Genomic DNA, 25,066 nt, shown 5'->3' with positions numbered 1-25,066 from the left:
TTAGAGAATGGCTGACGGGTCAAATTTAGTTAATGGTAGCGCTAATTGCCCCTGCCGCTAAAAAAGGGCGGGCGCTCATCGTGCACACCGGGAGCCTGCCCTTATCTTGCCGTTAGAAGTACTTATTCCGCCAGAACTGAACACCCAAAATCAGGGCGAGGGCGATGGAAATCAAGATGGTGATGACCCAGCTCCAGTGGGTGCCCGCAAACGGCAGCTCCACGTTCATGCCATAGAAGGAGAAGACAAGCGTGGGGATGGTGAGAATTATCGAGTAACTAGTCAGGAACTTCATGACCCCGTTCATGTTGTTGTTGATGACGGAGGAATACGTGTCCGCCGTTTCGCGAATGATGGAGTTGCTGATTTGCGCCATTTCGGTGGCCTGCTGATTTTCGATGGTGATGTCATCTAGAAAATCAAGGTCGTCTTCACCGAGGTGCAGGCTGTTGCCGCGACCGAGGTTGTCCAGCACGATGCGGTTGGTCCGCAGACTCATCATGAAGTAGACCAGACTGCGCTGAACACCCATTAACCCGTACAGATCATCGTTGCGCAGGGTCCGTTGCAGTTTGCTTTCGATTTGCACCCGCTCTTTGTTCAGGTCACGCAGGTAGGTGAGGTAGCTGACGCTGACTTGGTACAAGAATTGCAGCGCCGCGTTGAAGCGCGCCCGCGGGTCAAATGTCGCAACCTTGCCTTCAGCAAAATATTGCATCAAGGGAATTGACTCGGTGTGAATTGTGATGATGCACTTCTTGGTGATGATGACGGCGAGGGGGATGGTTTCGTAGCCGCCATTTTTATCACCGAGCGACGGCTGGGGCATGTCGTAAATGATGAGGCTGCTGTCCGTGTCATCGTCATACTCAAAACGGGCACCTTCATCTGGGTCAAGGCCGTAGAGGATGAAGTCTTCCGGCGCGCTTGCTTCGTTCATTAATTGGGCACGCTCTTTGGCGTCGGGCGCGACCACATTAATCCACACCCCAGTTTCAATTTTGCTGGTGGGCATGAGACCGCCTCCGTGTCGGTGCTTGTATATTGAAAGCATTGCGTTTCCTCCACTTCGATTAGTGACGACGTTATTTTAAATCTAATTTTCACATATCTGTTAACCGTTGTCTGTAATACCTTAAGGATACGGCAAAAAGCGGGCGGGTTAAAGGTCTGCCGGTTAGATTAATTTTCACAATTATTTGCATTTGTTCATCGTGGGTGGTATATTTTTCACGAGAATTTTTCTTTGATTTTTATCAGGTGCGTGGTTGCCGGGTTTGATAAAAATTAACGATTAAGTCTTTACTAGCGTATCTTCTTGCCGTGCTAACACCGAGGGGATGCGCTCTTTTTGTGTTTACGGACCGGTTTTGCTTAGCCGAGACAGGCTTGTGGTGAGCACACAGCTACGCATACAAATGTTCGTGAATCGTGTACAGATTTATCCGGTTAAAAGCGGTAAAATTGTTGTTAATTAATGCTTGATGATATTCAGTGAGGAGATACATATGACTAACCATATTGTTTTGTACCAGCCAGAAATTCCCCAGAATACGGGAAATATTGCCCGCACAGCTGCCGGGACGGATTCCGTGCTCGACATTATTAAACCAATGAAGTTCGAAATCAATGATCACACGGTGCGGCGGGCGGGTCTCGATTACTGGGACAAGGTTAAGCTGGTCTTCCACGACAGTCTGGAGGACTTCCTGGCGACGGTGCCCGATCAGCGGTACTTGTACCTGATTACCAAGTTTGCTGACCAAACTTACACGGACGCAGACTTCACCGACACGGCGGTGGACCACTACTACATGTTCGGCAAGGAAACAACCGGGTTGCCCGAGCCATTCATGCGCGGTAACCCAGAAAAATGTCTGCGCATCCCCATGACCGAAAACATCCGGGCCCTCAACCTGTCTAACTGCGCGGCGCTGGTTATTTACGAAGCGCTGCGGCAGCAGAACTTTGCCGGACTAGAAAAGTCGCACACGTACCCGCACGACAAGTTAAAATAATCAAATTCCCACGGCTCATTTTGCCCGCTTTGACGGCATAATGAGTCGTGGGTTTATTTTAACGGCCAGTAAAAGCCGACGCAAGGCCCCAAGTAACGGCGGTTTCGCCTATTTTTGGCAAATGTTTACCACTGCTTGTTTGCAGGGTATAATCGGAGAGTAGAATTGGGGGAAATGGCTAATGCCACAAACTAAGCGCAGAAAAGTAGCAACACGCCGATCCACCGCTCGGAAACCCCGGCGTAAGACCGGTGATTATACAATTAATTGGTTCGGCGCCGGAATAACGGTGTTCGGCCTTCTCGCTCTCACCAAACTGGGAATGCTTGGAGTAACACTAGCAAATGTTCTCCGACTTATTGGTGGGGATACATACATGGCTCTCGGGATTGCCTTTGTCTTTACGGGCGTCTGGATGGTGATTGCGGGCAAAGTGCCACCGCTGCGTAAACGCGTAGTCTGGGGTATCTTGCTCATGTACATTGCTGCCGTTTTGGGCTTTTCCGCACACCTCATGGAGGCCAGCAATGTCCACGCACATTTCTGGTCGGCCACGTGGTTCATATTGAAGACGGATTTTGCTGCACTGACGGCCGCCACCCCAGCCGGTGGTGGGCTGCTCGGGGCGGCGCTGTACACCGTCACGTACCCACTGCTGTCACAGGTTGGCAGTTACGTGCTGGCGGGGCTAATTGCGGTCGTTGGCTTGTGCATGTTCTTTGGCGTTGAGCCCGCGCAGATTTTTGACTTACTCCACCGAATTGGCCACGCACTCCTTGCAGGCTGGCACCGCATCACCACCGCAATTAGCGATTGGCACGAGCGGCAGTTGAGCAATCAAGATGCTGCTGGCAAGCGCCAATCACGGACGCAGAAGAATACGGCAAAGCATACAGGGACGCAGGAAGACAAGTCCCTGCCGAAAGCACATGACCATGACGAGCCCCTTGTCGGTCAAGTTGATGATCCGGAACCGGAATTTACCATTAACGTGGCGGATACACCGGCACCAGATCCGGCCAACGCGGCCTTTGATGAACCGACTGCTCAGGCGCCGGCAAGTCAAGAAAGCAAGGCTGATCAGGCAGATGCACCGGAAATCATCACGGGTGATCCAACCGATGATTACCGTCTGCCACCACTGGATATTTTGTCCCAGCCCAAACCGGTTGACCAGCGGGAGGAACAGGCTGCCATCCGGGTCAATCGCGGCAAACTCGAGCGGACCTTTGCCAGCTTCGGAGTTGACGTGAAGGTGACCGCAGCCACGCTGGGCCCATCCATCACTAAGTATGAGATTCAGCCGGCAATTGGGGTGAAGGTTTCCAAGATTGTGAACCTGGCTGATGACCTGGCACTGGCACTTGCCGCCAAGGATATTCGAATTGAAGCACCCATCCCGGGCAAGAGCCTGATTGGGATTGAGGTGCCCAACCAGCACATCCGGACGGTCGGGTACAAGGACGTGCTCCGGGCAACCCCACCGCACCCGGACAAGCCACTCGAGGTACCCTTGGGCCAGGATGTTGCCGGCAGCATTGTGACCGCCGATTTGGCGAAGATGCCGCACATGCTGATTGCTGGGGCTACTGGTTCGGGGAAGTCCGTGATGATTAACGTCATTATTACGAGCTTGCTGATGCGGGCCAAGCCGACAGATGTCCGGCTCATGTTGATTGATCCCAAAAAAGTTGAACTTTCGGTTTACGATGGGGTGCCACACCTGCTTGCCCCAGTTGTGACCGAGGCCAAACGCGCCCCGGCCGCTCTGAACAAGATTTTGCAGGAAATGGAGCGGCGTTATGAACGCTTCTCGGCTGCGGGTGTGCGCAACATGGGTGAGTACAACCGCAAAGTGGCGGAGAATCCCGATGAGGGCCTCAGTAAGATGCCGTACATCGTGGTGATTGTTGACGAACTGGCCGACCTGATGATGGTTGCGGGCGCCGAAGTTGAAACGGCGATTATTCGCATTGGCCAGATGGCGCGCGCTGCCGGAATTCACATGATTATTGCAACGCAGCGGCCGAGTGTCGACGTCATTACTGGGCTGATTAAGGCGAACATTCCTTCCCGAATGGCGTTTGCCGTGTCGAGTGGGGTTGATTCCCGCACGATTTTGGATGCCAACGGGGCGGAAAAGTTGCTCGGCCGTGGGGACATGCTCTATGACCCAATTGACATGAACAAACCGCAACGGGTGCAGGGGGCATTCATTCCGTCCGCCGATGTTGAGGCGGTCGTTAAGTACATCACGGATCAGGTTAAACCAGCCTACGATGAGGCGATGATTCCCACCGCGGAGGACGAAAAGGCCGAGGATGGTGGCAACAGTGATGACGAACTGTTTGACGACGCGCTGAAGTTTGTGCGTGAGAAGCAGTCCGCAAGCACGTCGATGTTGCAACGGCGCTTCCGGATTGGCTACAATCGTGCCGCGCGACTGATTGACGACCTGGAAAATCGCGGGTACATTGGCCCGGCCGAGGGGAGCAAACCCCGCAAGGTTTACAGCAAGCCTGAGCAGCAGTAACTTTGCGCATGACAATTAATTGAACAGCAAAAAGCTTCACGAGATTAATGTGAATGGATTAGCGCTGGGCGGAGAAATAAGCCTGGCGCTTCGTTAGGAGTTAAAATTTGCGAGTTAAGATAACCGATGGGGTGCATCTCAGCGTTGTACCCACTACACAATTTAAAACCACACGAATCAGCGTTAATTTTTTGGCGCCACTGCAACTTGAAACAATCGGTGCGCGGACGCTGCTGACAAGTTTGCTTGAAATGAGTTCCACCAAGTACCCGACCCAGGCAGAATTTTCTGCTGAATTGGAAAATCTTTATGGCGCCAGCTTTGGCATCAACGTGGCGCGCGCTGGCCGCGTGCACCGGGTCAGCGCGGGGATGCAGATTCTCGACTCGGCCTATGCCGATGTCAACCTGCTTGATGATGCCTTTGCCTTCTTACGGGAGGCACTACTGAACCCGCGCATCGAGGGTGGCAGTTTTGATGTGGCCACTTTTGCCCGCGAGAAGACTAATTTGGCAATGTACCTGAATTCATTGAGCGATGATCGCGCAACAAAGGCAGGGCTGGCGGTGCAGGCAAGCTACTTTGCCGACCCTGCCCAGGCCGTACCAAGCTTCGGCACGGCAGACGGCCTCGATGGCTTAACGGCCAAGTCCCTAGTTGCGACGTACCAGGAAATGATCAAAGACGACCAGATTGAAATCATCATGGTCGGGAACGTTGATTTGGAGAAGGCGCGGGCACTGGCGGCAAGCTTTGGGTTTGCGCCGCGGCCAAGTATGCAGGGCACGCTTGAATACGACCAGCCCGTCCTGCAGACAATTGCACGCAAAACAGAAAAAGAGCAGGTAACACAAAGCAAGCTGAATCTTGCCTACCACATTGAAGGCGATCATTTCGGCCCCCAGTACTACGCGGCGCTTGTTGCTTGTGAATTGTTCGGCGGTTCACCACTGTCACTGCTTTTCCGGAACGTCCGGGAAAAAGAGAGCCTGGCCTATTATGCCAGTGCGAACGCCAACATGATGCGCCACTTCATGATGGTTCAAGCGGGCATTGATGCCGTTAACGAAAGCCGGGTGGAAGAATTAATTGCGGCGCAGCTGGCTGCAGTTGTCAGTGGCGACTTCACGGATGACCATTTTCAGGCGATTAAGGACGGCATGGTTAACGACCGGAAAGCATCACTCGACAGTCAGGGCTTCATCGCGGATTTAGCTTTGTCCAGCGCAATGCTACCCGACGCTAAGCTGGATGCCCAGACGGAATTGACGCGCATTAACGCCGTCACCAGAGAGCAGGTTCAGGCTGCCGCAGCCAAGATGAAGTTGCAGGCGGTATATTTTTTGAACGGGGAGGCGCACTAATGACAGAATTGACTGAAGCAACTGGTTTAGGCGAGCGGATGGTTAGCATGACCCTGCCAAACGGGTTAGTGTGTCACTTTGTTCCCAAACCTGGTTACCACAAGACGTACGCCATGTTCACCACACAGTTTGGGTCCATTGATAATTCATTTCGGACTAGCAGCGATGCGGACTTCACGACCATTCCGGCGGGCTCGGCCCACTTTCTAGAGCACAAGCTGTTCGATAAGGAAGATTACGACGCGTTTGACCTGTTTGGTAAAAGTGGGGCCTCGTCCAATGCCTTCACGAGTGCGACCCAGACCAGTTACCTGTTCTCTGGCACAACGGCCATCGCGGACAACCTGAACATCCTGCTCGATTTCGTACAGGACCCTTACTTCACCGATGCAACGGTGGAGAAGGAAAAGGGCATTATCGGCCAGGAAATTCAGATGTACCAAGATGATGCTGGTTGGCGTCTGTACTCTGGAATTTTGGGTAACCTGTACCCGACACACCCCGTGCACCTCGACGTGGCGGGCACGGTTGAGTCCATCAGTGAAATCACGCCTGAAGTATTGCGGGAGATTCACGCCGCCTTTTACCACCCAAGCAACATGGTGCTGACCGTCGTTGGTAACTTTGACGTGGAAGAAGTTGCAGCACTAGTGACCGCGAACCAGGCGAAAAAGGACTTTGGTCCGGCAGGCATGCTCGAGCGGGGCGTGGGTCCGGATTACGACCTTGAAACAATTCTGCCGTTTCGGATGCTGACCATGCCGATTTCCCGCGCTAAGGGCATTGTCGGAATTAAGGGCACCGAAGCGCTTGGGGATGACCTCGAGGGTTTGCGCTATGCTGTAACGTGCCGGATGCTGCTGGAATTATTGTTTGGTGATTCCGGGGAAACATACGAAAAGCTGTACAATGCGGGTGTGATTGATGACTCGTTCTTCACCGAATTCACGCGCGGCCGCGGGTACAATTTCATTGCCCTTGGTGGGGACAATGTTGACCCGGCTGTGTTAACCGAATCGCTCGTGGATGCAATTGCCAACTACACTTCCAGTCCCGACTTCAATGCGGATAGGTTTGCACGTCTGAAGAAGGCGGCACTGGGCAAGTTTTACGCGTCACTTAACTCGCTGGAAAGCATTGCTAATCAAGTTACCGACAGCAGTTTTGGGAGCACAACGCTGTTTGACGTTCCCGCCGTGATGGAATCAATCTCGTTCCGCGATGTTCAGGCCGTTGCTGCATCAATTCTTAACTTGGACGCATTATCGGTTTTCCACATCATGAGTGAGCAGACGGAGGGTATTGCTGATGAGTAGTGCGCTGATTTTGGGTGCGTCTGGCGACATTGGCCATGCGGTTGCGGAAGAAATGGCGCAAAATGGTTGGAGCCTGTATCTGCATTACCACGAAAATGCCGACGCGGCGAACGAGCTGGCTGATGAGTTGAGTGCCAAGTACCCGCGTCAGGATTTTTTCACGGTTGCGGGCGATTTGCGGGATGTCAATTCAGCGCAGACCATTGCCAATCAGCTGTTCAGTCTTGATGCGGTAATCGTCGCGGCCGGAATGACCTATTACGAATTATTCCGGGACGCATCGGTTGATCACATGACGGCACTTATGCGGGTGCACCTGTTAACACCGATGGCCCTGCTCAATTTGGTTCAGGATAAACTTGCAGAAAGTGGTCGCGGCCGAATTGTGTTTATTGGCTCGGTGTACGGCGCGAGTGGTTCAGCGATGGAAGTAACCTACTCAACGGTCAAGGGCGCACAGTCGGCCTTTGCCAAGGCCTACGCTCAGGAAGTTGCCAGCTTGGGTTTGACCGTCAACGTGGTTGCGCCCGGTGCGGTAGCCACAAAAATGAACAAAGAGTTTGGGAAAGAGGCACTGGAAGAGGTTAAAGCGTCGATTCCTGCCGGTCGATTTGCCACGGCGAGCGACATCGCATATTTCGTTGAATCGCTTGTTGATGCGCGTGCGAGTTACGTAACGGGGCAAACACTTTATGTAACTGGGGGCTGGCTCCGATGAAAAGAGTTTGTAACCTAACCATTTCTTAATTCAAGAGCCACCGTATTTATGCTAAACTTGAAAGTGATATCAAAGCGAACGGGTGAGGAAAACAAATGGACGAAATTGGTCAGAAGTTACGTGAAGCACGCCTTGAAAAAGGCTACACGATTGACGATTTGCAGCAAATCACGAAAATTCAAAAGCGGTATCTGCTTGCAATCGAAGAAGGCAATTTCGACGCATTGCCAGGTGACTTCTATGTGCGTGCGTTCATCAAGCAGTACGCTAGCGTTGTTGGCATTGACCCAGATACGCTTGTTGAGGAATTTCAACAAGAAATCCCAACGCCACAACCAGAAGAAGTAACCCCAGAACCAGAAAAACGCGAAAAGACACGGCTCACGCCCAAGTCTAGCCCGGTTGTGACTAATCACGTCCGGCGCTTATTGCCCACGATTATCATCGGGATCATCGTGGTGGTTTTGATTGGTGTTGCATATTTCTTCACCATTAGTCAACAGAAGAAGGACGACAAGCCAAGCATTCCGGTGGACTCCTCCAGCGTGCAGGTTGATTCCTCGAGCAAAAAGGCGGCTTCCAAGTCTTCCAGCAAGAAGAAGGCTGAATCCTCCAGCAAGAAGGCTGCCAAGAAGACCAAGAAGAACGATAAGGTCACTGTCTCTGCACCAGCTGGGACGGCGGCAGCACCAACGTACACGGTCAAGAACATGCCGGCCACTGGTAATAAGGTGGAGATTAAGGCTACCTCCGCTTCTGCTTGGCTCAGTTTGAGCACGGGTGGCTCGACAACCTGGCAGGCATCCTTGACGGCGGGCAGTAGCCACACCGTTGACCTGCCTGATGGGACCACGAGTTTCTCCATCCGGACGGGTAATGCACTTGCAACCGAGATCACGATTAACGGGACCAAGGTTGATTTGGGCAATGGCTCTAACTATGTCCGCACGATGACGTTTACCGTCGAAAAATAGACTAAGAAATAAGGGAGACAGTTCAAGTGAATTTACCTAACAAACTAACCTTGATGCGAATGATTCTGATTCCCATCTTCACGTTAGTATTGGCACTCGGCTGGCCAGCGGGCACGATTGTGCTGCTTGGCACCAAGGTGACCGTGGCGCGTCTGATTGCGGTTATCATCTTCATCGTTGCGTCACTCACTGATTTTGCTGACGGTCAAATCGCCCGGCGGAACCACTTGGTGACTAATTTTGGGAAGTTCGCGGATCCGCTTGCTGACAAGTTGCTTGTGATTACGGCGTTCATCTTCCTTGCAGTTGCAGGGCAGATTCCGGCCTGGGGCGTTGCGATTATTGTGTGGCGTGAACTCGCCGTTACCGGTCTGCGGTTGCTCCTTGCAAGTGGTGGGGAAGTTCTCGCCGCTGCTTGGCCTGGTAAAATCAAAACAACCGCGCAGATGTTTTCCATCATCTTCTTGCTGGTGAACAACGCTGGGTTTGAAACACTGAATTTCCCATTTGCGCTGCTTCTGTTCTACGTTGCCGTATTCTTCACCCTGTACTCTGGGATTGAATATTTCTACAAGAATCGCGGCGTGTTCTCTGACAGCTTCTAATAATTAATCCTGCAGGAAGGTTAAACCCATAAGTTGGGTTTGACCTTCCTGTTTTTTTGGTCCAAAGCCGGCTGATCCGTAAGTGTCAAAGTCTGGCGTATAATGGTGCGTGGTGGTATAAACAAAAATGTATTGACTAGTACGGAAAATTCAAGTGATTTTGCGTAATCAAAAGATGTGGGGGCAAACAATGGATGCAGAATTAATTGCAGTGGGCACCGAAATGTTACTCGGTGACATTGTTAACACAAACGCGGCGTATTTAGCACGTGGTCTCAGCCAGATTGGCGTGACGAGTCATTATCAGCAGGTGGTGGGCGATAATCCGCAGCGGCTCGATGAAGCCATTAGCGTTGCGGAAGCCCGCAGCGAGATGATTATCCTGATGGGTGGTCTTGGCCCAACCAAGGATGATTTGACCAAGCAAGTTTTGGCTGCGCACCTGGGCTTGAAATTGGCGGAGGATGCAGCGCACCGGCAGAAGCTGGAGGATTTGGCCCACCAGCGGGAGCACGAACTGACCCCGAATAATTTGGCCCAGGCACTTTACCCAGAGGGCGCAACCACGCTGACTAACCACGTTGGACTGGCGGTGGGGGCACTCCTTAGTCAGGGGGCACACCAGTACGTGCTGCTGCCCGGGCCACCACGTGAATTCACCGCGATGGTTGACCGTGAGTTGTTGCCGCGCCTGGCCAGTTCTGATAGCCAGGTAATTGTCAGCCGGACTTTACGGTTCTTTGGGCTCGGTGAGTCGGCACTTGTGACCGCAATTGGTCCAATTATTGATGCCCAAGTTAACCCCACAGTGGCACCATACATCAAGGATTATGAAGTTACACTCCGCATGACCGCGCGGGCGAAGAGCCAGGAATCTGCCAAGAAGTTACTCGACAATCTGCAGGAGCAAATCCTGAAGGTGCTTGCACCGTATTATTACGGGGCCGGTGAGGAACGCACGCTGGCCGGAACGGTTGTGGCCAAACTCGTGGCCAAAAAGCTCAGCATCACCGCCGCGGAGAGTTTGACGGCCGGCCTGTTCCAGGCAACCTTGGGCAGCGTTCCCGGCGTGTCCGCGGTATTTCCCGGTGGCTTTGTGACGTACGCACCTGAGGCAAAGCGGCAGCTGGTGGGTGTGCCAGCAGCCACGATTGCCGCGCACGGGGTGGTCAGCGCCGAAACAGCGCGGGCAATGGCCATCGGGGCGGCCCAAACGTTAGGTACGGATTACGCCATTAGCTTTACGGGTGTTGCCGGGCCGGACAGCTTGGAGGGCAACCCCGCCGGTACGGTGTGGATTGGTCTTGCGGGTCCTAGTGGCGTTCAGGCATCCGAGTATCACTTGGGTGGCGGGCGCAACGAGATTCGGGTACGGAGTGTTAAGACTGCCTTGATGATGTTGCTTCACGAATTGCAGGCTGACTAGTTTGGGTTCTTCTTTGACTAGTTGGTCGAAATTGGCTTAACCAATTAGTGGAGGAGGACACATCGTGGTACAGACAGACGAAAGTCGAGCGGCACTGGACAAGGCACTAAAGAAGATTGAGAAGAATTTCGGTAAGGGTGCGGTGATGCGCATGGGGGATAAGGTTGATACCCAGATATCGACCGTGTCCACCGGCTCGCTTGCGCTAGATGAGGCACTTGGCGTGGGCGGGTTTCCGCGCGGCCGCATCATCGAGGTGTACGGCCCGGAAAGCTCGGGTAAAACCACGCTCGCCCTGCACGCCGTTGCCGAGGTGCAGAAGCAAGGTGGCGTTGCGGCTTATATTGATGCGGAAAACGCGATGGATCCCAAGTACGCAACAGCGCTTGGCGTTGACATCGATGCACTATTATTGTCGCAGCCGGATACGGGTGAGCAGGGACTCGAAATTGCCGACACACTGGTTTCAAGTGGCGCAATCGATATTGTCGTGGTTGATTCCGTGGCGGCCCTCGTGCCGCGCGCAGAGATTGACGGCGAGATTGGGGATGCCCACGTCGGGCTGCAAGCTCGGCTGATGTCCCAGGCACTGCGCAAGCTGTCAGGGCAGATTAACCGGACGAAGACAATTGCAATTTTCATCAACCAAATCCGGGAAAAGGTGGGCATTATGTTCGGCAATCCCGAAACCACGCCGGGCGGCAGGGCACTCAAGTTTTACGCGACAATCCGGCTTGAGGTGCGTCGGGCGGAACCAATCAAGGATAGTACCAGCATTATTGGTAACCGGACGAAAATCAAAGTGGCCAAGAACAAGGTCGCACCGCCATTTCGGGTTGCGGAAGTGGACATTATGTATGGTCAGGGAATTTCGCAGACCGGCGAGATTGTCGACATGGCCGTTGATCGGGATGTAATCGCCAAAAGCGGCTCTTGGTACAGTTACAACGATGAGCGAATTGGCCAAGGCCGTGAGAACGCGAAGGCATACCTGGAGGCCAATCCGGACAAGCTGGCGGAGATACGCGAACGTGTCCGTGCTGCAAAATCAGATACTGACGAGGTGGCCGTTACTGTCGAGGAAGCGTAGGCGCTCTCAATGTCTGGCAGCGTGAGTCCTTGGTAAAGTTCTAGATATGTAGTGGTATAGGGGCCGCGCCTGGGCGGGGCCGGTGCGCGTTACGTGCGGCTGAGATTTTCCGTGCGGCCGGTTGAAGCCCCAAAAACCGGGTCTTCAACCTAAAAATTGAGCCCCGCATGCCCGCTCTTCGGATTTACAAATTTAATACGTATTGCTAAGACCTGCTGGGAAACCTTGTTCTCCTAGCGGGTCTTAATTTTTGCCGGCTATGGTGTGGAGAAGCCCGATGCAAAACCCGCATCGGTCTTCTCTCACCATAGCTTTCACAGGAAAATCCCAGCCGCCCTCCACGCGCACCGGCCCCACCCAGTCGCTACATCGTTGGTTAAAGTGCTCAGCTGCTGACAATGTTCAGATCTGGTGGCATCTGTAGGGACTAACGGTGAACCTGAATCTATACCACTATCCAGCGGAGCGTTGTGGGGTTTGGCCGGAGGGTCCGGGCTGGGTCTCGGGTGTGCCGCCCAGCCGTGGCAACAAAGAAAAGAGGTGTGACGACCGCGGTTTTTGCGGTTGGCACACCTCTTTTCTTTGTGGGAAAAATTTAGATTTGCATTGAGGAGCTGTCGGAATGTTGATTACGAGATAGACCGAAAATTTAATCGCTACGTAGCGAACGAGTTAGACTCAGACTGCGACGATGCAAAGCTAAATTTTTAGTCTGGAGACGGCGCACTTCCGGCTCCAGACGACCGCCACAGCGACCACGGCGAAGCACACCCGAGACCCAGCCCAGACCCGGAGGCCAAACCCCGCAACGCGGAGCCTCCTCATTGGTTGAGCTCACCAAAACCACTTACGCTGCCGGACAGCGAAAGTAAATGGGAGATGAATGGCAGCCATGTCTTGGTAGTCTGCATTGACACCCCCTCGAATCACAGCTAAAATGAAGAATTGTAATAATCTACAAAAATAATAAGCATCTAAGTTTGAAAAGACTTAATTTTGATGATGCGGAGGTGAGAACGTGACAGCAGATATTCTGCTCGCGGTAATCCCCGCCGCCATCGCTTTAGTGGTTGGATACGCAGTTGGCTTTAATGTCAGAAAACGCATCCATGAGAAAAATTTAAACCAAGCAACTAGCACGGCTGAGGGAATTATCGCCCAAGCAAAAACAGAAGCCGCGGCATTGAAGAAGGAAACGGTTTTAGAGGCCAAAGAAGAAGCCAATCGTTACCGGAATCAGGTTGAGGATGAAGTAAGGGAACGGCGCAGTGAGGTTGCAAAGACCGAGAACCGTTTAGACGCCCGCGAAGAAACATTGGACCGTCGTGATGACACACTTGATCGCAAGGAACAAAGCCTTGCCGATCGGGACACGAACCTGACAAACCGTCAGGAACAGTTAGATGAATTGGCAGCTAAGCTGGAACACAGCGAAGAAGATGCCCAAGCGGAACTTGCGCGCATTGCCGACTTAACGCCGGAAGATGCACGGAAAGAAGTTCTTGATCAAACTCGGGAAGAATTGACACACGAACGGGCCATGATGGTTCGCGAGAGTGAAGATGAGGCTCGCAGTACTGCCACCAAGACCGCCAAGTCGCTGGTGGCTGAGGCGATTCAGCGTTCTGCGGCAGACATCGTGACTGAAACCACGGTCACGGTGGTTAACCTGCCGACTGACGATATGAAGGGTCGCATTATTGGCCGCGAAGGGCGTAATATTCGCACTTTGGAAACACTGACTGGGATTGATATCATTATCGACGACACCCCAGAAGCAGTTGTTCTTTCTGGGTTTGACCCGGTTCGGCGGGAAATCGCCCGGATGGCCCTTGAAGCATTGATTCAGGACGGCCGTATCCACCCAGCACGAATTGAAGAGGCTGTGGATAAGGCTCGTCGGCAGATGGATGAACAGATGCGTGAAATTGGTGAAAAGGCCCTCTTTGATGTGGGTATCCACAGCATGCACCCAGATCTCATCAAGACACTTGGTCGTTTGCACTACCGGACCAGTTATGGCCAAAATGTGCTCGATCACTCAATTCAAGTTGCCAAGCTCGCTGGCGTTATGGCCGCTGAGCTCGGTGAGGATATCACTCTAGCGAAACGCGCGGGGTTATTACACGATATTGGTAAAGCGGTGGACCATGAAGTTGAAGGTTCACACGTTGAACTTGGCGTCGAATTGACGCGCAAGTATCACGAACCACAGGTAGTTATTAACACAATTGCCTCACATCACGGTGATACTGAAGCAACTAGCACCATTGCGGTTCTGGTTGCAGCAGCAGACGCCGTTTCCGCGGCCCGTCCGGGTGCGCGGAGTGAATCACTCGAGAACTATCTTCACAGGTTGGAGAAGCTCGAAACGATTGCCAACAGCTTTGACGGTGTTGATCACAGTTATGCCATTCAGGCGGGCCGTGAGATTCGCGTAATCGTCAAGCCAGAAAAGCTCTCAGATGATCAGGCTACCCTGATTGCCCGGGACATTAAGAATGAAATCGAACAAAATCTCGAATACCCAGGCCACATCAAGGTTACAGTTATTCGGGAAACCAGAAGAGTTGAATACGCCAAGTAGGCGCATGCGAAAAAGGAACGCGCTTTGCGTTCTTTTTTCATACATAGTGAATTTGACTGTACAAGAAGTACGGAGTCAGGCTACAGATAGATTAAGAACTGATTTCAACGAGCGCAGAACCGCTTCTGCGTAGTATGATGAGATTATGTTAATGGAAAGTGGGACGACTAAATGTCGGTATTCAAAATCGTAGTCAGCTTGGTCGCGACGATGATTATATCAGCCGCCATTACGCCATTTGTGCGACGGCTGGCGTTCGTCATTGGGGCGGTGGATAAGCCGAATAAGCGACGCGTGAACAAGGTGCCAATGCCGACTATCGGGGGGCTGGCGGTTTTTCTGGCCTTTACCTTTGGCACCTTTGTTTTACTGCGACCACAGTTCAATACCCACCTGATTTTTTCACTGTTCTTGGCGGAATCAGTTGTTATCATCACGGGACTAATTGATGACGTGAAGGAACTGACGCCAAGGCAAAAGATGTTTGGATTGTTCATTGCCGCCCTGATTGTTTACTTCTTGGCGGGCGTGCGGATGACCAAGATTAATATCGGCCCAGTGCATTGGGAACTTGGTTGGCTAAGTTTGCCCATTACCCTTTTTTGGATTTTGGGGATTTCGAATGCAGTTAACCTCATTGACGGTCTGGATGGCCTGGCAACGGGTGTTTCCATTATTTCCCTCACCACGATGGGTATCATTGGCTTTTTCTTCCTCAACGTTGCCCAAGTCGGCACTTCCATCATGATTTTCACGTTGGTTGCCGCCTTGCTCGGGTTCTTGCCGCACAACTTCTATCCGGCCCGCATTTTTCTTGGTGATACCGGATCGCTGTTCATTGGCTTTATGTTGTCGGTGCTGTCACTTCAGGGGCTCAAGAACGTCACGTTTATCTCTCTGATTATGCCCGTGATTGCGCTGGGGGTTCCCATAACCGACACCTTGTTTGCGATTATCCGGCGTTTGCTCAACCGCGTGCCGATTTCCCAGGCCGACAAGCACCACCTGCACCACCGGCTGATGCAGCTTGGACTGACGCACCGGCAGACAGTACTTGTGATTTACGGGATTGAGTTAGTATTTGCCATGATTGCGCTGCTGTACCCATTGAACACATCGATGGGGAATATTTTACTCACGATTGGTGTCCTGTTCGGGCTCGAAATGTTCGTCGAGTTAATTGGCTTGCTAGGTAAAAATCGCACGCCATTGCTGTTCATGATCAGGCATTTGGTTCACCGGCTTAATAAATAAAACGTGCAGACAAGATAGTTGCCGGCATTAAACAAGTTGACCCCCACACCGGGATTCAGGTGTGGGGGTCAACTTTTTTTTGTCTGTGGGCTGATTTCGCGGGGACAATTACTCGAATGCGATTGGCCGCTCCGCCGTGCGTGCAGCACCGGCAGCAAATGTTGCTTTGCCGCTGGTTAATTCGGTCAGGTCAGCCTGGACTTGTTGCCGCTGCGCCTCATCCAGAAAAGCACTGATGGTCACCTGCTCGGTAAAGCTGGCGGTGATTGTGATTTCTGCATTGCGGAAGTAATTGTCGATGACTTGATAGGTGGCGTAATCAGTTGTGATTAATAGTTCTTCTTCAGGCACGAGCTCGACGAGGCCCACTTTCTTGATGGCTTCTGTCACCGAATCCGTGTACGCCCGAATCAGGCCGGATGCGCCCAACTTAATCCCGCCGAAGTACCGGGTGGTCACGGCGACGGCGTTACTCACGTTGTGGACGGTCAGCCCGCGGAGGGTCGGGGAGCCGGCAGTCCCGCTGGGCTCGCCGTCATCACTGGCCCGCTCCACGAAAACCGGCCAGCCAATTCTTGCGGCCCACACGTTATGGTTTGCTTTGCGGTTTGCGCTGCGGATGGAGGCGACGAATTCTTCAGCCTCGGTTGCAGAACTAACGCGGGCGAGCGAAGTAATGAAGCGGGATTTTTTGATGACGATTTCGTTTTCGCCACCATCTTTAAGGGTGATGTTAGCCATTTTTGCGTAATCTCCTAGGTGAGGTGATAAATATGGAATCAGTGCCGAGCGTTGCTGGTCAGCAATTAACTGACGCTGAGCTTGCGTGGATGAAGGTCCCTAAAGCAATTCTAGCACAGCACTCACCAATTCCGGCCGTGGTTATCTCCGGCCGGCTTGCGCACTGCAACCGGTGTTCTGCGGATTTTGCGGTGGCAAAGCAGCGTCTGCCAAGTGGGGCGGTTTATTGTCCCGCCTGCATCACCATGGGGCGGGTCACGGACAATGACCGGTTGTGGCGGTTTGCGGCGGCACCGGCCGTGGCCAAACCCATCAAGATGACGTGGAATGGTGCACTGACTTCGGCCCAGGAGCGGGTGGCCGCGGAGCTGGTCGAAACGTATGACGCTAGGAGTACGCGGCTGCTCTGGGCGGTCACGGGTGCGGGCAAAACGGAAATGCTTTTCCGCGTGCTCGAGCGGGCGTTAAGCGATGGTCAGCGTGTGGCGATTGTCTCACCGCGAATTGACGTAATCCTGGAGCTGGCACCGCGGATTGGTGCGGCGTTTGCGTCAGTTGCGCTGGCGGTGCGGTACGGGGAAAGCGGGCCGGTGCCAGTAACCCAGCTGCTGCTGGCGACCGTGCACCAGCTGCTGCGGTACCACAAGGCGTTTGGCCTGATTATCGTTGATGAGGTGGACGCCTTCCCCTTCAGCAGTGACCCAATGATGGAGCTGGCGGTGCGCAATGCCAGTGCGGGGAGTGTGATTTACCTCACCGCGACGCCGGGCAACAGATTGCTACGGGAGGTGCGTCGCGGCCGCCTTGCCGTTAGTTATTTGCCCCGGCGGTTTCACGGCCAACCGTTACCCGTGCCGCGGGTGCGCATCATGAAGCAGCCAGCGGTGGTTGACGCCAAGGTGCGGGCAATTATTTCCCGGGTAATGAAGACGTCAGCGAAGATGCTGGTGTTCGTGCCGGCCGTGGTCCATCTGCGCCCCGTGCAGCAGGCATTGGCGCAGATGGGCATTAATAGCTTAACGGTGCATGCTGGTGAGCCGGCGCGCAAGGAACGGGTGAACGCGCTGCGGACAGGCAAGGTGTCCGTGCTGGTAACCACGACAATCCTGGAGCGCGGCGTCACGTTTTACAATTGTGGGGTGGTGGTACTGCAGGCCGACGTGCCGATATTTTCGACGTCGGCATTGGTGCAGATGGCGGGTCGGGCCGGCCGCAGCCGCGAGCATCCCGATGACCCAGTTGAGTTTTTGTGCACCAATTACACGCGCACAATCCACGCTGCGATTCAGCAGATTAAAATGCTGAATAGAAAGGATTTGCCATGAATTGTCGACGCTGCGGCCAACTATTATTCACCCAGCCGTCGCTTACGGCACTCATCTCGCTGCGCCCCTTGGTGAAGGCGACGCTCTGTAATCAATGCCGGCAAGCTTTTGACCGGATTGATCAGGCACACTGCTGCCAGGATTGCGGCCGGGCCGATGTTGATGGCAGGTGCCGGGACTGCATGCGGTGGCGCAAGATGGACGAACCGGTATTGCAGAATCGGGGGCTGTTTACGTACAACGACGCGATGAAAGACTGGATTGAACGTTATAAGGGAATTGGCGACTACAACCTGCGCGATAGCTTTGCGAGTGACATCGTTCAGTTTATGCAGATGCGAGGATGTGCGTTTGTGCCGCTGACAACGGAGGCGGGACACTTCGCTGAACGCGGGTTTGATCCTGTACTGGGGCTTTTTGCACCGCTGCCGCTGCGTGAGTGGTTGGTCAAGGACAATACGCAGATGCCCCAGGCCAAGAAGAATCGGGCGGCGCGGCTGAAAACACCGCAAAGTTTTCGCTGCGTGGCCACCAAGGAAGAAATGGCCAAGTTTGACCGGATTTGTCTGCTTGATGATTTGTACACGACGGGAAGAACTCTCCACCACGCCGCGGCAGCAATACTGACGGCGGGCTATAAGGGAAAAGTTATTTCCCGCTCGCTCATTCGGTAACAAAGAATTTGTGAAAACGTTTGTATTCCGAACGGGGTCTTAGTATAATTAGGTCAAGGAAGAAAACTTCCTGTTACCGGAAAGGGGAGAAGTTTTATGCTTACTTACAATGTCCGTGGTGAGAACATCGAGGTCACCGACGCAATCCGGAGTTACGTTGAGAAGCGAATCAGCAAGTTGAACAAGTACTTCGCAGATTCCACTCAGGCGATTGCACACGTCAACTTGAAGGTGTACACGAATAAGAACGCCAAGGTTGAAGTAACGATTCCAATGCCATTCATCACGTTACGCGCAGAGGAAACCAGCCCCGATCTGTATGCATCCGTTGATTTGGTTACCGACAAGCTTGAACGTCAGATTCGGAAGTTCAAGACCAAGATTAACCGTAAGTCACGCGAGAAGGGCTTCCCTGAATTCACCACCGCGCCAACCGGTGCAGCTGATGGTTCAGATGAAGTTGAAACCCCAGACCTGACCGTTGTTCGGACCAAGCGTGTTTCCCTTAAGCCAATGGATTCACAGGAAGCAATTTTACAGATGGACATGCTGGGCCACAACTTCTTCATCTTCGAGGATGCAGAAACCAACGGCACAAGCATCGTTTACCGTCGTCGTGATGGGCGTTACGGCCTCATCGAGACAGACGAATAATATGGATTAATCAGAAGTGGCGCCGGTAATCGGCGCCACTTTTTTATGTTTTTAACTTTACAATTGCCAATTGGTGTCTTGATTTTCTAATTTTTTTGAATTTTTTCCACATATATATTAGAATCTGAACATGAAGTGGCGTCAATGGGCCTACATATACGCCAGAAAACGCATGACAACGGCTTTTTGCCAACAAATTGGGTTGGGGCTGTTGATAACAGTGAATTATGATAGAATAGTAAGGATATTGCACACAGAAACAGCGGTGCAGGGGAAGGATCAACTACATGGCTAACTTGTTACGTAAATGGGTCGAAAGTGACGACCGCGAAGTACGCCGACTCGGCAAAATCGCCGACAAGGTCCAATCATATGAAGATGAATATGCAGCATTAAGTGATGAAGAATTACAGGCAAAGACACCAGAATTCAAGGCACGTTTGCAGAATGGGGAAACCCTCGACGATATTTTGCCCGAGGCGTTCGCCGTTGCGCGTGAGGGTGCCAAACGCGTGCTGGGGCTTTTTCCATTCCGGGTTCAGATTATCGGTGGGATTACGCTCCACGAAGGTAACATTGCGGAGATGCGGACTGGTGAAGGTAAGACCTTGACCTGTACGATGCCCGTTTACCTCAACGCACTTGCCGGTAAGGGTGTCCACGTTGTGACGGTTAACGAATACCTGAGCACCCGTGACGCTACCGAAATGGGTGAACTGTACAACTGGCTCGGGTTGTCAGTTGGCCTGAACGTTTCCTCACTGAGCAGTGACGAAAAGCGTGAAGCCTACAACTGTGACATCACGTACTCAACCAACTCCGAACTCGGGTTTGATTACCTGCGTGACAACATGGTTGTTTACAAGGAGCAGATGGTGCAGCGCGAATTGCACTATGCTGTTGTCGATGAAGTTGACTCTATCCTGATTGATGAAGCGCGGACCCCACTGATTATTTCCGGTGGTGCTCAGCAGTCAACTGGTTTGTACATTCGTGCTGACCGGTTCGTCAAGACGCTTAAGGAAGAGGAAGACTACAAGATTGACTGGCCAACCAAGACGGCTAGCCTCACCGAAAGTGGGATTAAGAAGGCTGAAAAGAACTTTGGTCTTGCTAACCTGTACGACACCGAAAACACGGCGCTGACCCACCACTTGGATCAGGCTCTGCGGGCAAACTACATTATGCTCAAGGACATTGATTACATGGTAACTGACGGCGAGGTTCTGATTGTCGACCAGTTCACCGGACGTGCTATGGAAGGCCGGCGTTACTCCGACGGCCTGCACCAAGCCATTGAAGCCAAGGAAGGCGTCGAGATTCAGGATGAAAGCCAGACAATGGCGAACATCACGTACCAAAACTACTTCCGGATGTACGACAAGCTTTCGGGGATGACCGGGACGGCCAAGACCGAGCAGGAAGAATTCCGCGAAATCTACAACATGGAAGTTACCTCCATCCCAACGAACAAGCCAATTGCACGTGTGGACGAACCAGATGTGCTCTACCCAACGCTTGAAAGCAAGTTCAACGCGGTTGCTGATGACATTGAACGCCGGCACGAAGCGGGCCAGCCAGTTCTGGTTGGGACCGTTGCGATTGAATCTAGCGAACGGCTGAGTGAATTGCTGGATGAACGGCAGATTCCGCACACCGTGCTGAACGCTAAGAACCACTTCAAGGAAGCCGAAATCGTTATGAACGCCGGTCAGCGTGGCGCCGTTACCATCGCGACGAACATGGCTGGTCGTGGGACCGATATTAAACTTGGCCCTGGCGTCAAGGAATTAGGCGGGCTCGCAGTTTTGGGGACCGAACGTCACGAATCGCGACGGATTGATAACCAGCTGCGTGGCCGTTCTGGACGGCAAGGTGACCCTGGTTTGACCCAGTTCTACCTGTCACTTGAAGATGACCTGATGAAGCGTTTCGGTTCCGACCGCATCAAGGCGGTGCTTGAACGGCTTCGTGTCGACGACGAAGATCAAGTGATTAAGTCCCACATGGTTAGCCGGCAGGTTGAATCTGCGCAGAAGCGGGTTGAAGGTAACAACTACGACACCCGTAAGCAGACGCTGCAGTACGATGACGTGATGCGTGAACAGCGTGAAGTTATCTACAAGCAGCGGCAGCAGGTGATTAACGAAACCAGTGACCTGAAGGCTGTGCTCTTTGCCATGATTGAACGGACCGTAGACCGAATCGTCAACATGCACACACAGGGCAAGGAATCCGAATGGAACCTGGAAGCCATCAGTGATTACGTTTTGGCCAACATGGTTGGTGAAGACAAGTTCAAGGCTGAAGATTTGAACGGCAAAACGCCTGAAGAAATCAAGGCACTCCTCATGGATCTGGTTAACCAGAACTTTGACAGCAAGGAGAAGCGGCTGAACGATCCACAGCAGATGCTGGAATTTGAAAAGGTCGTTATTCTGCGTGTGGTTGACTCCCTCTGGACCGATCACATCGACGCAATGGACCAGCTGCGCCAATCCATCGGGCTTCGTGGTTACGGCCAGATGAACCCACTGGTTGAGTACCAAGAAGAAGGTTACCGCATGTTTGAAGAAATGATTGCGGCAATCGATGACAACACGACGCGTCTGTTCATGAAGGCCGAGATTCGGCAGAACATCCGGCGTTAAGACGAATAGGAAACGTGAACCACTCCGCCCGGGGGTGAATTGCGTTTCCTATTTTTTTAAAGTTTTTAACAATTCGCCGTCAGAGCTGGTGCGACTTGGCTTGTAGGCTGGCGAGTTGTCGAGTTTGCGGGGGGTGAATTTGCCCTCTTTCATGCAGATGTTACACTTATGATATAGACGCGTGCTCTAACCGTAATGTTCTACGCGTAAACTATGCTTATCAATAATAAATACTTTGCGGAATTTAACCGCGTTTACTCTTAACTGAAGAAGGGAACAAAATGGAATTTAGTCAGATTCGCTCGGCTCTTGCTGAGATTAGCACCAAAATACAGCAGTTCAGGGGGTCGCTTTGACCTCGATGGTCTGAACGAACAAATCGCCCTGAATGAGCACCAAATGGCCGAACCAGATTTTTGGAATGACCAGCAGGCGGCCCAGAAGGTCATCGATGCCAATAACGCACTCAAGGCCAAACACGACGCCTTCTATGAGCTGAAGGACGCACTCGATGAGTTAGAGGTCTCCTTTGAACTACTTCAGGAAGAACCCGACGAGCAGTTGCAGGCCGAAACAGAAGCGGGGCTCAAGAAGTTGCAGGACGAAATGCAGCGGTACGAGCTGAACTTGTTGCTGTCGGAGCCGTATGATGCCAATAATGCCATCCTCGAAATTCACCCGGGGGCCGGGGGTACCGAAGCCCAGGACTGGGGCGCGATGCTGATGCGCATGTACCAGCGGTGGGCCGAACAAAATGGATTCAAGGTTGAAGTTGCCGACTATTTGGCCGGTGACGAAGCGGGACTGAAGAGTGTGACCCTGCTGATTAACGGTACTAACGCATACGGTATGCTGCGCAGCGAGCGGGGAGTCCACCGGTTGGTCCGGATTTCGCCGTTTGATGCCGCGGGACGGCGCCACACGAGCTTTGCCTCGGTTGATGTGATGCCTGAACTGGACAATTCAATCGATATTGATGTCTCTTGGGATGACATTAAGATGGAGGTTTTCCGCAGTAGTGGTGCGGGTGGCCAGCACATCAACAAAACCAGTTCCGCCGTGCGTCTGATTCACATACCAACGGGAATTGTCACGTCGAGTCAGGCTGAACGGTCACAGTTCCAAAACAAGGCGACCGCGCTCAGCATGCTCAAGGCAAAGCTTTATCAGCGTGAACAGGAAGCACAAGCAAAACGAGCGGCCGAGATTAAGGGTGTCCAGCTTGATAACGGCTTCGGCTCACAGATTCGGTCCTATGTTTTCTACCCGTACACGATGGTCAAAGATCACCGGACTAACTACGAAACTGGTAACGGTCAGGCCGTGATGGATGGGGATTTGAACCCGTTTATCTACGCTTACCTGCAGTGGCAGTTGGGCCAGAAGAACCCGGAATAACTGAGAAATATTTGTTTTTTGGGCGAAATGGAGTTACCACCCACCGGGTCTAAAGCTAGAATTCAACTAAATGCGGAATTTAAGGAGATATATCAATGATTTCCATCAAGGATGTAACTAAAACGTATGATAATGGGGTACCGGGAATTAAGGGGATAACCCTCGATATCGATCAAGGTGAATTTGTGTACGTCATCGGACCATCTGGTGCTGGTAAGTCCACATTCATCAAGATGCTTTACCACCAGCTAACCCCCACCACGGGGAACATCGTGTTCAATAATTTTGATTACTCAACCATGAAGCCAAGCGAAGTGCCATATTTGCGTCGGGAAATGGGCATTGTGTTCCAAGACTTCAAGCTCTTGCCACGCTTAACCATTTTTGAAAACGTTGCGTACGCGATGCAGGTAATCGAAAAGACCGATGCCGAGATTAAGCCCCGTGTGCTTGATGTGTTGCGCCAGGTCGGACTGGAAACCAAGGTGCGCCGTTTTCCAAGTGAACTGTCCGGTGGGGAACAGCAGCGTGTCGCAATTGCGCGGGCAATCGTAAACAAGCCCAAGGTTCTGATTGCGGACGAACCAACCGGGAATCTGGACCCAGATACTAGTGATGAAATCATGGACATCATCGAAAAAATCAATGATCAAGACACCACCATCATCATGGCAACGCACAATCGCGACGTGGTTAACAGCCGTCAGCACCGTGTGATTGAAATTGCCGGTGGGAACATTGTGCGTGACGAAAAGAAGGGGGCATACGGCGTTGAAGACTGAAGTAATTAAGCGACACATTAGCGACAGCCTGAAGAGTCTGCGCCGGAATGGTTGGATGAGTGTGGCGGCTGTTTCCGCTGTCACCGTGACACTGCTTCTGGTCGGCATCTTTATGGCAATCTTGTTCAATGGTAACCGGATTAGTCAGCAGGTTGAAAATGACGTTCAGGTGCGCGTGTACGTTGACCGTAACGTTAACCAGAAGAAAAAAGACAAGCTACGTAAGGAACTTAAGGACTTGTCCAGCGTGACCAAGGTAACGTACCGGTCCAAGTCCACCGAGCTCAACACAATTGTGAGTGGGTATGGTTCACAATGGAAGATGTTCAAGGGGGATGAAAATCCACTCAATGACGTGTTCATTGTTGAAACCAAGAGCCCAAGTGCCACGATGCGGATTGCTAAAAAGGCGGCTAAGCTCGATAACGTGAGTGACGCCTCTTACGGTGGTCGGACCGCCCGGAAGCTGTTCAAGTACGTCGATGGAGTGCGGAACTGGGGCCTTGGCTTCACCGTTCTGTTGCTGTTCCTGGCAGTCTTCCTGATTAGCAACACAATTCGCATCACGATTCTATCTCGTCGCGAAGAAATTGGGGTTATGCGGCTAGTTGGGGCAACCAACAGTTACATTCGTTGGCCATTCCTGCTTGAAGGTGCTTGGACCGGGTTGCTCGGGTCAATTATCCCAATGGTATTCGTCGACATTGCGTACAAGGTTGCTTACAACGCGATGAATATTAGTGAAGCCAGCAACGGATTCTCACTCTACCCAGTGATGCCATTCCTAGTTTGGATTGATCTTCTGCTTGCGGTAATTGGTATCGTGATTGGGGCCATTGGTTCTGTTGTTTCGATGCGTCGTTTCCTTAAAATCTAACTCTAAACACCAAATGGATTACCCCCGGCGAAAGCCAGACGGTGGCCCGTTTGGTGTTTTTATTATGGGTAAAGTTATC

20 protein-coding genes are annotated in these 25,066 nt (G+C 52.5%); 18 read left to right on the top strand and 2 right to left on the bottom strand.

Annotated features, from left to right (window positions below):
* Positions 1 to 112 precede the first annotated feature (112 nt).
* Entirely contained in the window at positions 113 to 1,054 is a 942-nt protein-coding gene (locus EKN00_RS04475; protein WP_127848950.1) for a magnesium transporter CorA family protein, read from the bottom strand.
* Between the two features lie 454 nt (positions 1,055 to 1,508).
* Between EKN00_RS04475 and EKN00_RS04470 the strand changes: the two genes are divergently transcribed.
* The 11 genes from EKN00_RS04470 (at position 1,509) to EKN00_RS04420 (ending at position 15,885) form a co-directional block, all read left to right on the top strand.
* Positions 1,509 to 2,018 carry a tRNA (cytidine(34)-2'-O)-methyltransferase gene (locus EKN00_RS04470; RefSeq protein ID WP_127848949.1) on the top strand — a complete coding sequence of 170 codons (510 nt, stop codon included), beginning with the start codon at positions 1,509 to 1,511 and terminating at the stop codon, positions 2,016 to 2,018.
* Between the two features lie 181 nt (positions 2,019 to 2,199).
* A complete protein-coding gene (locus tag EKN00_RS04465) occupies positions 2,200 to 4,551 on the top strand; it encodes a DNA translocase FtsK (protein WP_127848948.1) in 2,352 nt (783 codons plus the stop codon).
* Positions 4,552 to 4,658: 107 nt separating this feature from the next.
* Positions 4,659 to 5,915 (top strand): EF-P 5-aminopentanol modification-associated protein YfmF, encoded by a 1,257-nt coding sequence (gene yfmF / locus EKN00_RS04460; RefSeq protein ID WP_127848947.1) that lies wholly within the window; start codon positions 4,659 to 4,661, stop codon positions 5,913 to 5,915.
* Positions 5,915 to 7,231 (top strand): EF-P 5-aminopentanol modification-associated protein YfmH, encoded by a 1,317-nt coding sequence (yfmH, locus tag EKN00_RS04455; RefSeq protein ID WP_127848946.1) that lies wholly within the window; start codon positions 5,915 to 5,917, stop codon positions 7,229 to 7,231. The genes yfmF and yfmH overlap by 1 nt, the downstream gene beginning before the upstream one ends.
* Positions 7,224 to 7,949, top strand: coding sequence for an elongation factor P 5-aminopentanone reductase (gene ymfI / locus EKN00_RS04450; protein WP_127848945.1), 726 nt, complete (start codon positions 7,224 to 7,226; stop codon positions 7,947 to 7,949). Before yfmH ends, ymfI begins: the two co-directional genes overlap by 8 nt.
* Before the next feature lie 95 nt (positions 7,950 to 8,044).
* Positions 8,045 to 8,923 (top strand): helix-turn-helix domain-containing protein, encoded by an 879-nt coding sequence (locus EKN00_RS04445; protein WP_127848944.1) that lies wholly within the window; start codon positions 8,045 to 8,047, stop codon positions 8,921 to 8,923.
* A gap of 26 nt (positions 8,924 to 8,949) precedes the next feature.
* Positions 8,950 to 9,528, top strand: coding sequence for a CDP-diacylglycerol--glycerol-3-phosphate 3-phosphatidyltransferase (pgsA, locus tag EKN00_RS04440; protein WP_127848943.1), 579 nt, complete (start codon positions 8,950 to 8,952; stop codon positions 9,526 to 9,528).
* Between the two features lie 190 nt (positions 9,529 to 9,718).
* Positions 9,719 to 10,954: a competence/damage-inducible protein A gene (locus EKN00_RS04435; RefSeq protein WP_127848942.1), complete on the top strand. Its 1,236-nt coding sequence runs from the start codon at positions 9,719 to 9,721 to the stop codon at positions 10,952 to 10,954.
* Positions 10,955 to 11,018: 64 nt separating this feature from the next.
* A complete protein-coding gene (gene recA, locus EKN00_RS04430) occupies positions 11,019 to 12,044 on the top strand; it encodes a recombinase RecA (RefSeq protein ID WP_127848941.1) in 1,026 nt (341 codons plus the stop codon).
* Positions 12,045 to 13,062: 1,018 nt separating this feature from the next.
* Positions 13,063 to 14,631 carry a ribonuclease Y gene (gene rny / locus EKN00_RS04425; protein ID WP_127848940.1) on the top strand — a complete coding sequence of 523 codons (1,569 nt, stop codon included), beginning with the start codon at positions 13,063 to 13,065 and terminating at the stop codon, positions 14,629 to 14,631.
* Positions 14,632 to 14,802: 171 nt separating this feature from the next.
* Complete coding sequence (locus tag EKN00_RS04420; protein WP_127848939.1) at positions 14,803 to 15,885, top strand: glycosyltransferase family 4 protein; 1,083 nt, start codon at positions 14,803 to 14,805, stop codon at positions 15,883 to 15,885.
* A gap of 108 nt (positions 15,886 to 15,993) precedes the next feature.
* Here the strand turns inward: EKN00_RS04420 and EKN00_RS04415 are convergent, their stop codons facing one another.
* Positions 15,994 to 16,626 carry a YigZ family protein gene (locus EKN00_RS04415; RefSeq protein ID WP_127848938.1) on the bottom strand — a complete coding sequence of 211 codons (633 nt, stop codon included), beginning with the start codon at positions 16,624 to 16,626 and terminating at the stop codon, positions 15,994 to 15,996.
* A gap of 32 nt (positions 16,627 to 16,658) precedes the next feature.
* Between EKN00_RS04415 and EKN00_RS04410 the strand changes: the two genes are divergently transcribed.
* The 7 genes from EKN00_RS04410 to ftsX all read left to right on the top strand — a co-directional run bounded on the left by EKN00_RS04410 (position 16,659) and on the right by ftsX (position 24,987).
* The gene (locus EKN00_RS04410; protein ID WP_127848937.1) at positions 16,659 to 17,951 is read left to right on the top strand and encodes a helicase-related protein; all 1,293 of its coding nucleotides are present in this window, start codon (positions 16,659 to 16,661) and stop codon (positions 17,949 to 17,951) included.
* A 182-nt stretch (positions 17,952 to 18,133) separates the two neighbouring features.
* On the top strand, positions 18,134 to 18,625 hold the full coding sequence (locus EKN00_RS04405; RefSeq protein ID WP_127848936.1) for a ComF family protein: 492 nt from the start codon (positions 18,134 to 18,136) through the stop codon (positions 18,623 to 18,625).
* 96 nt (positions 18,626 to 18,721) lie between these two features.
* A complete protein-coding gene (hpf, locus tag EKN00_RS04400; RefSeq protein ID WP_127848935.1) occupies positions 18,722 to 19,279 on the top strand; it encodes a ribosome hibernation-promoting factor, HPF/YfiA family in 558 nt (185 codons plus the stop codon).
* Positions 19,280 to 19,566: 287 nt separating this feature from the next.
* Positions 19,567 to 21,930, top strand: a complete 2,364-nt coding sequence (gene secA / locus EKN00_RS04395; protein ID WP_127848934.1) for a preprotein translocase subunit SecA — start codon at positions 19,567 to 19,569, stop codon at positions 21,928 to 21,930.
* A 281-nt stretch (positions 21,931 to 22,211) separates the two neighbouring features.
* Positions 22,212 to 23,328 (top strand): peptide chain release factor 2 gene (prfB, locus tag EKN00_RS04390; protein WP_206611261.1). Its coding sequence is split into 2 segments (ribosomal slippage): positions 22,212 to 22,283 and positions 22,285 to 23,328, totalling 1,116 coding nucleotides; the frame shifts between segments, so codons are not numbered across the junction.
* A gap of 95 nt (positions 23,329 to 23,423) precedes the next feature.
* Positions 23,424 to 24,110 (top strand): cell division ATP-binding protein FtsE, encoded by a 687-nt coding sequence (gene ftsE / locus EKN00_RS04385; protein ID WP_127848932.1) that lies wholly within the window; start codon positions 23,424 to 23,426, stop codon positions 24,108 to 24,110.
* Positions 24,100 to 24,987 carry a permease-like cell division protein FtsX gene (ftsX, locus tag EKN00_RS04380; RefSeq protein WP_127848931.1) on the top strand — a complete coding sequence of 296 codons (888 nt, stop codon included), beginning with the start codon at positions 24,100 to 24,102 and terminating at the stop codon, positions 24,985 to 24,987. The genes ftsE and ftsX overlap by 11 nt, the downstream gene beginning before the upstream one ends.
* The last annotated feature ends 79 nt before the right edge of the window (positions 24,988 to 25,066 follow it).

The sequence above is a fragment of the Lacticaseibacillus hulanensis genome, from assembly GCF_004010095.1.
GTDB classification, from domain to species: Bacteria; Bacillota; Bacilli; order Lactobacillales; family Lactobacillaceae; genus Lacticaseibacillus; species Lacticaseibacillus hulanensis.
This window is presented reverse-complemented; position numbering and strand designations above follow the sequence as displayed.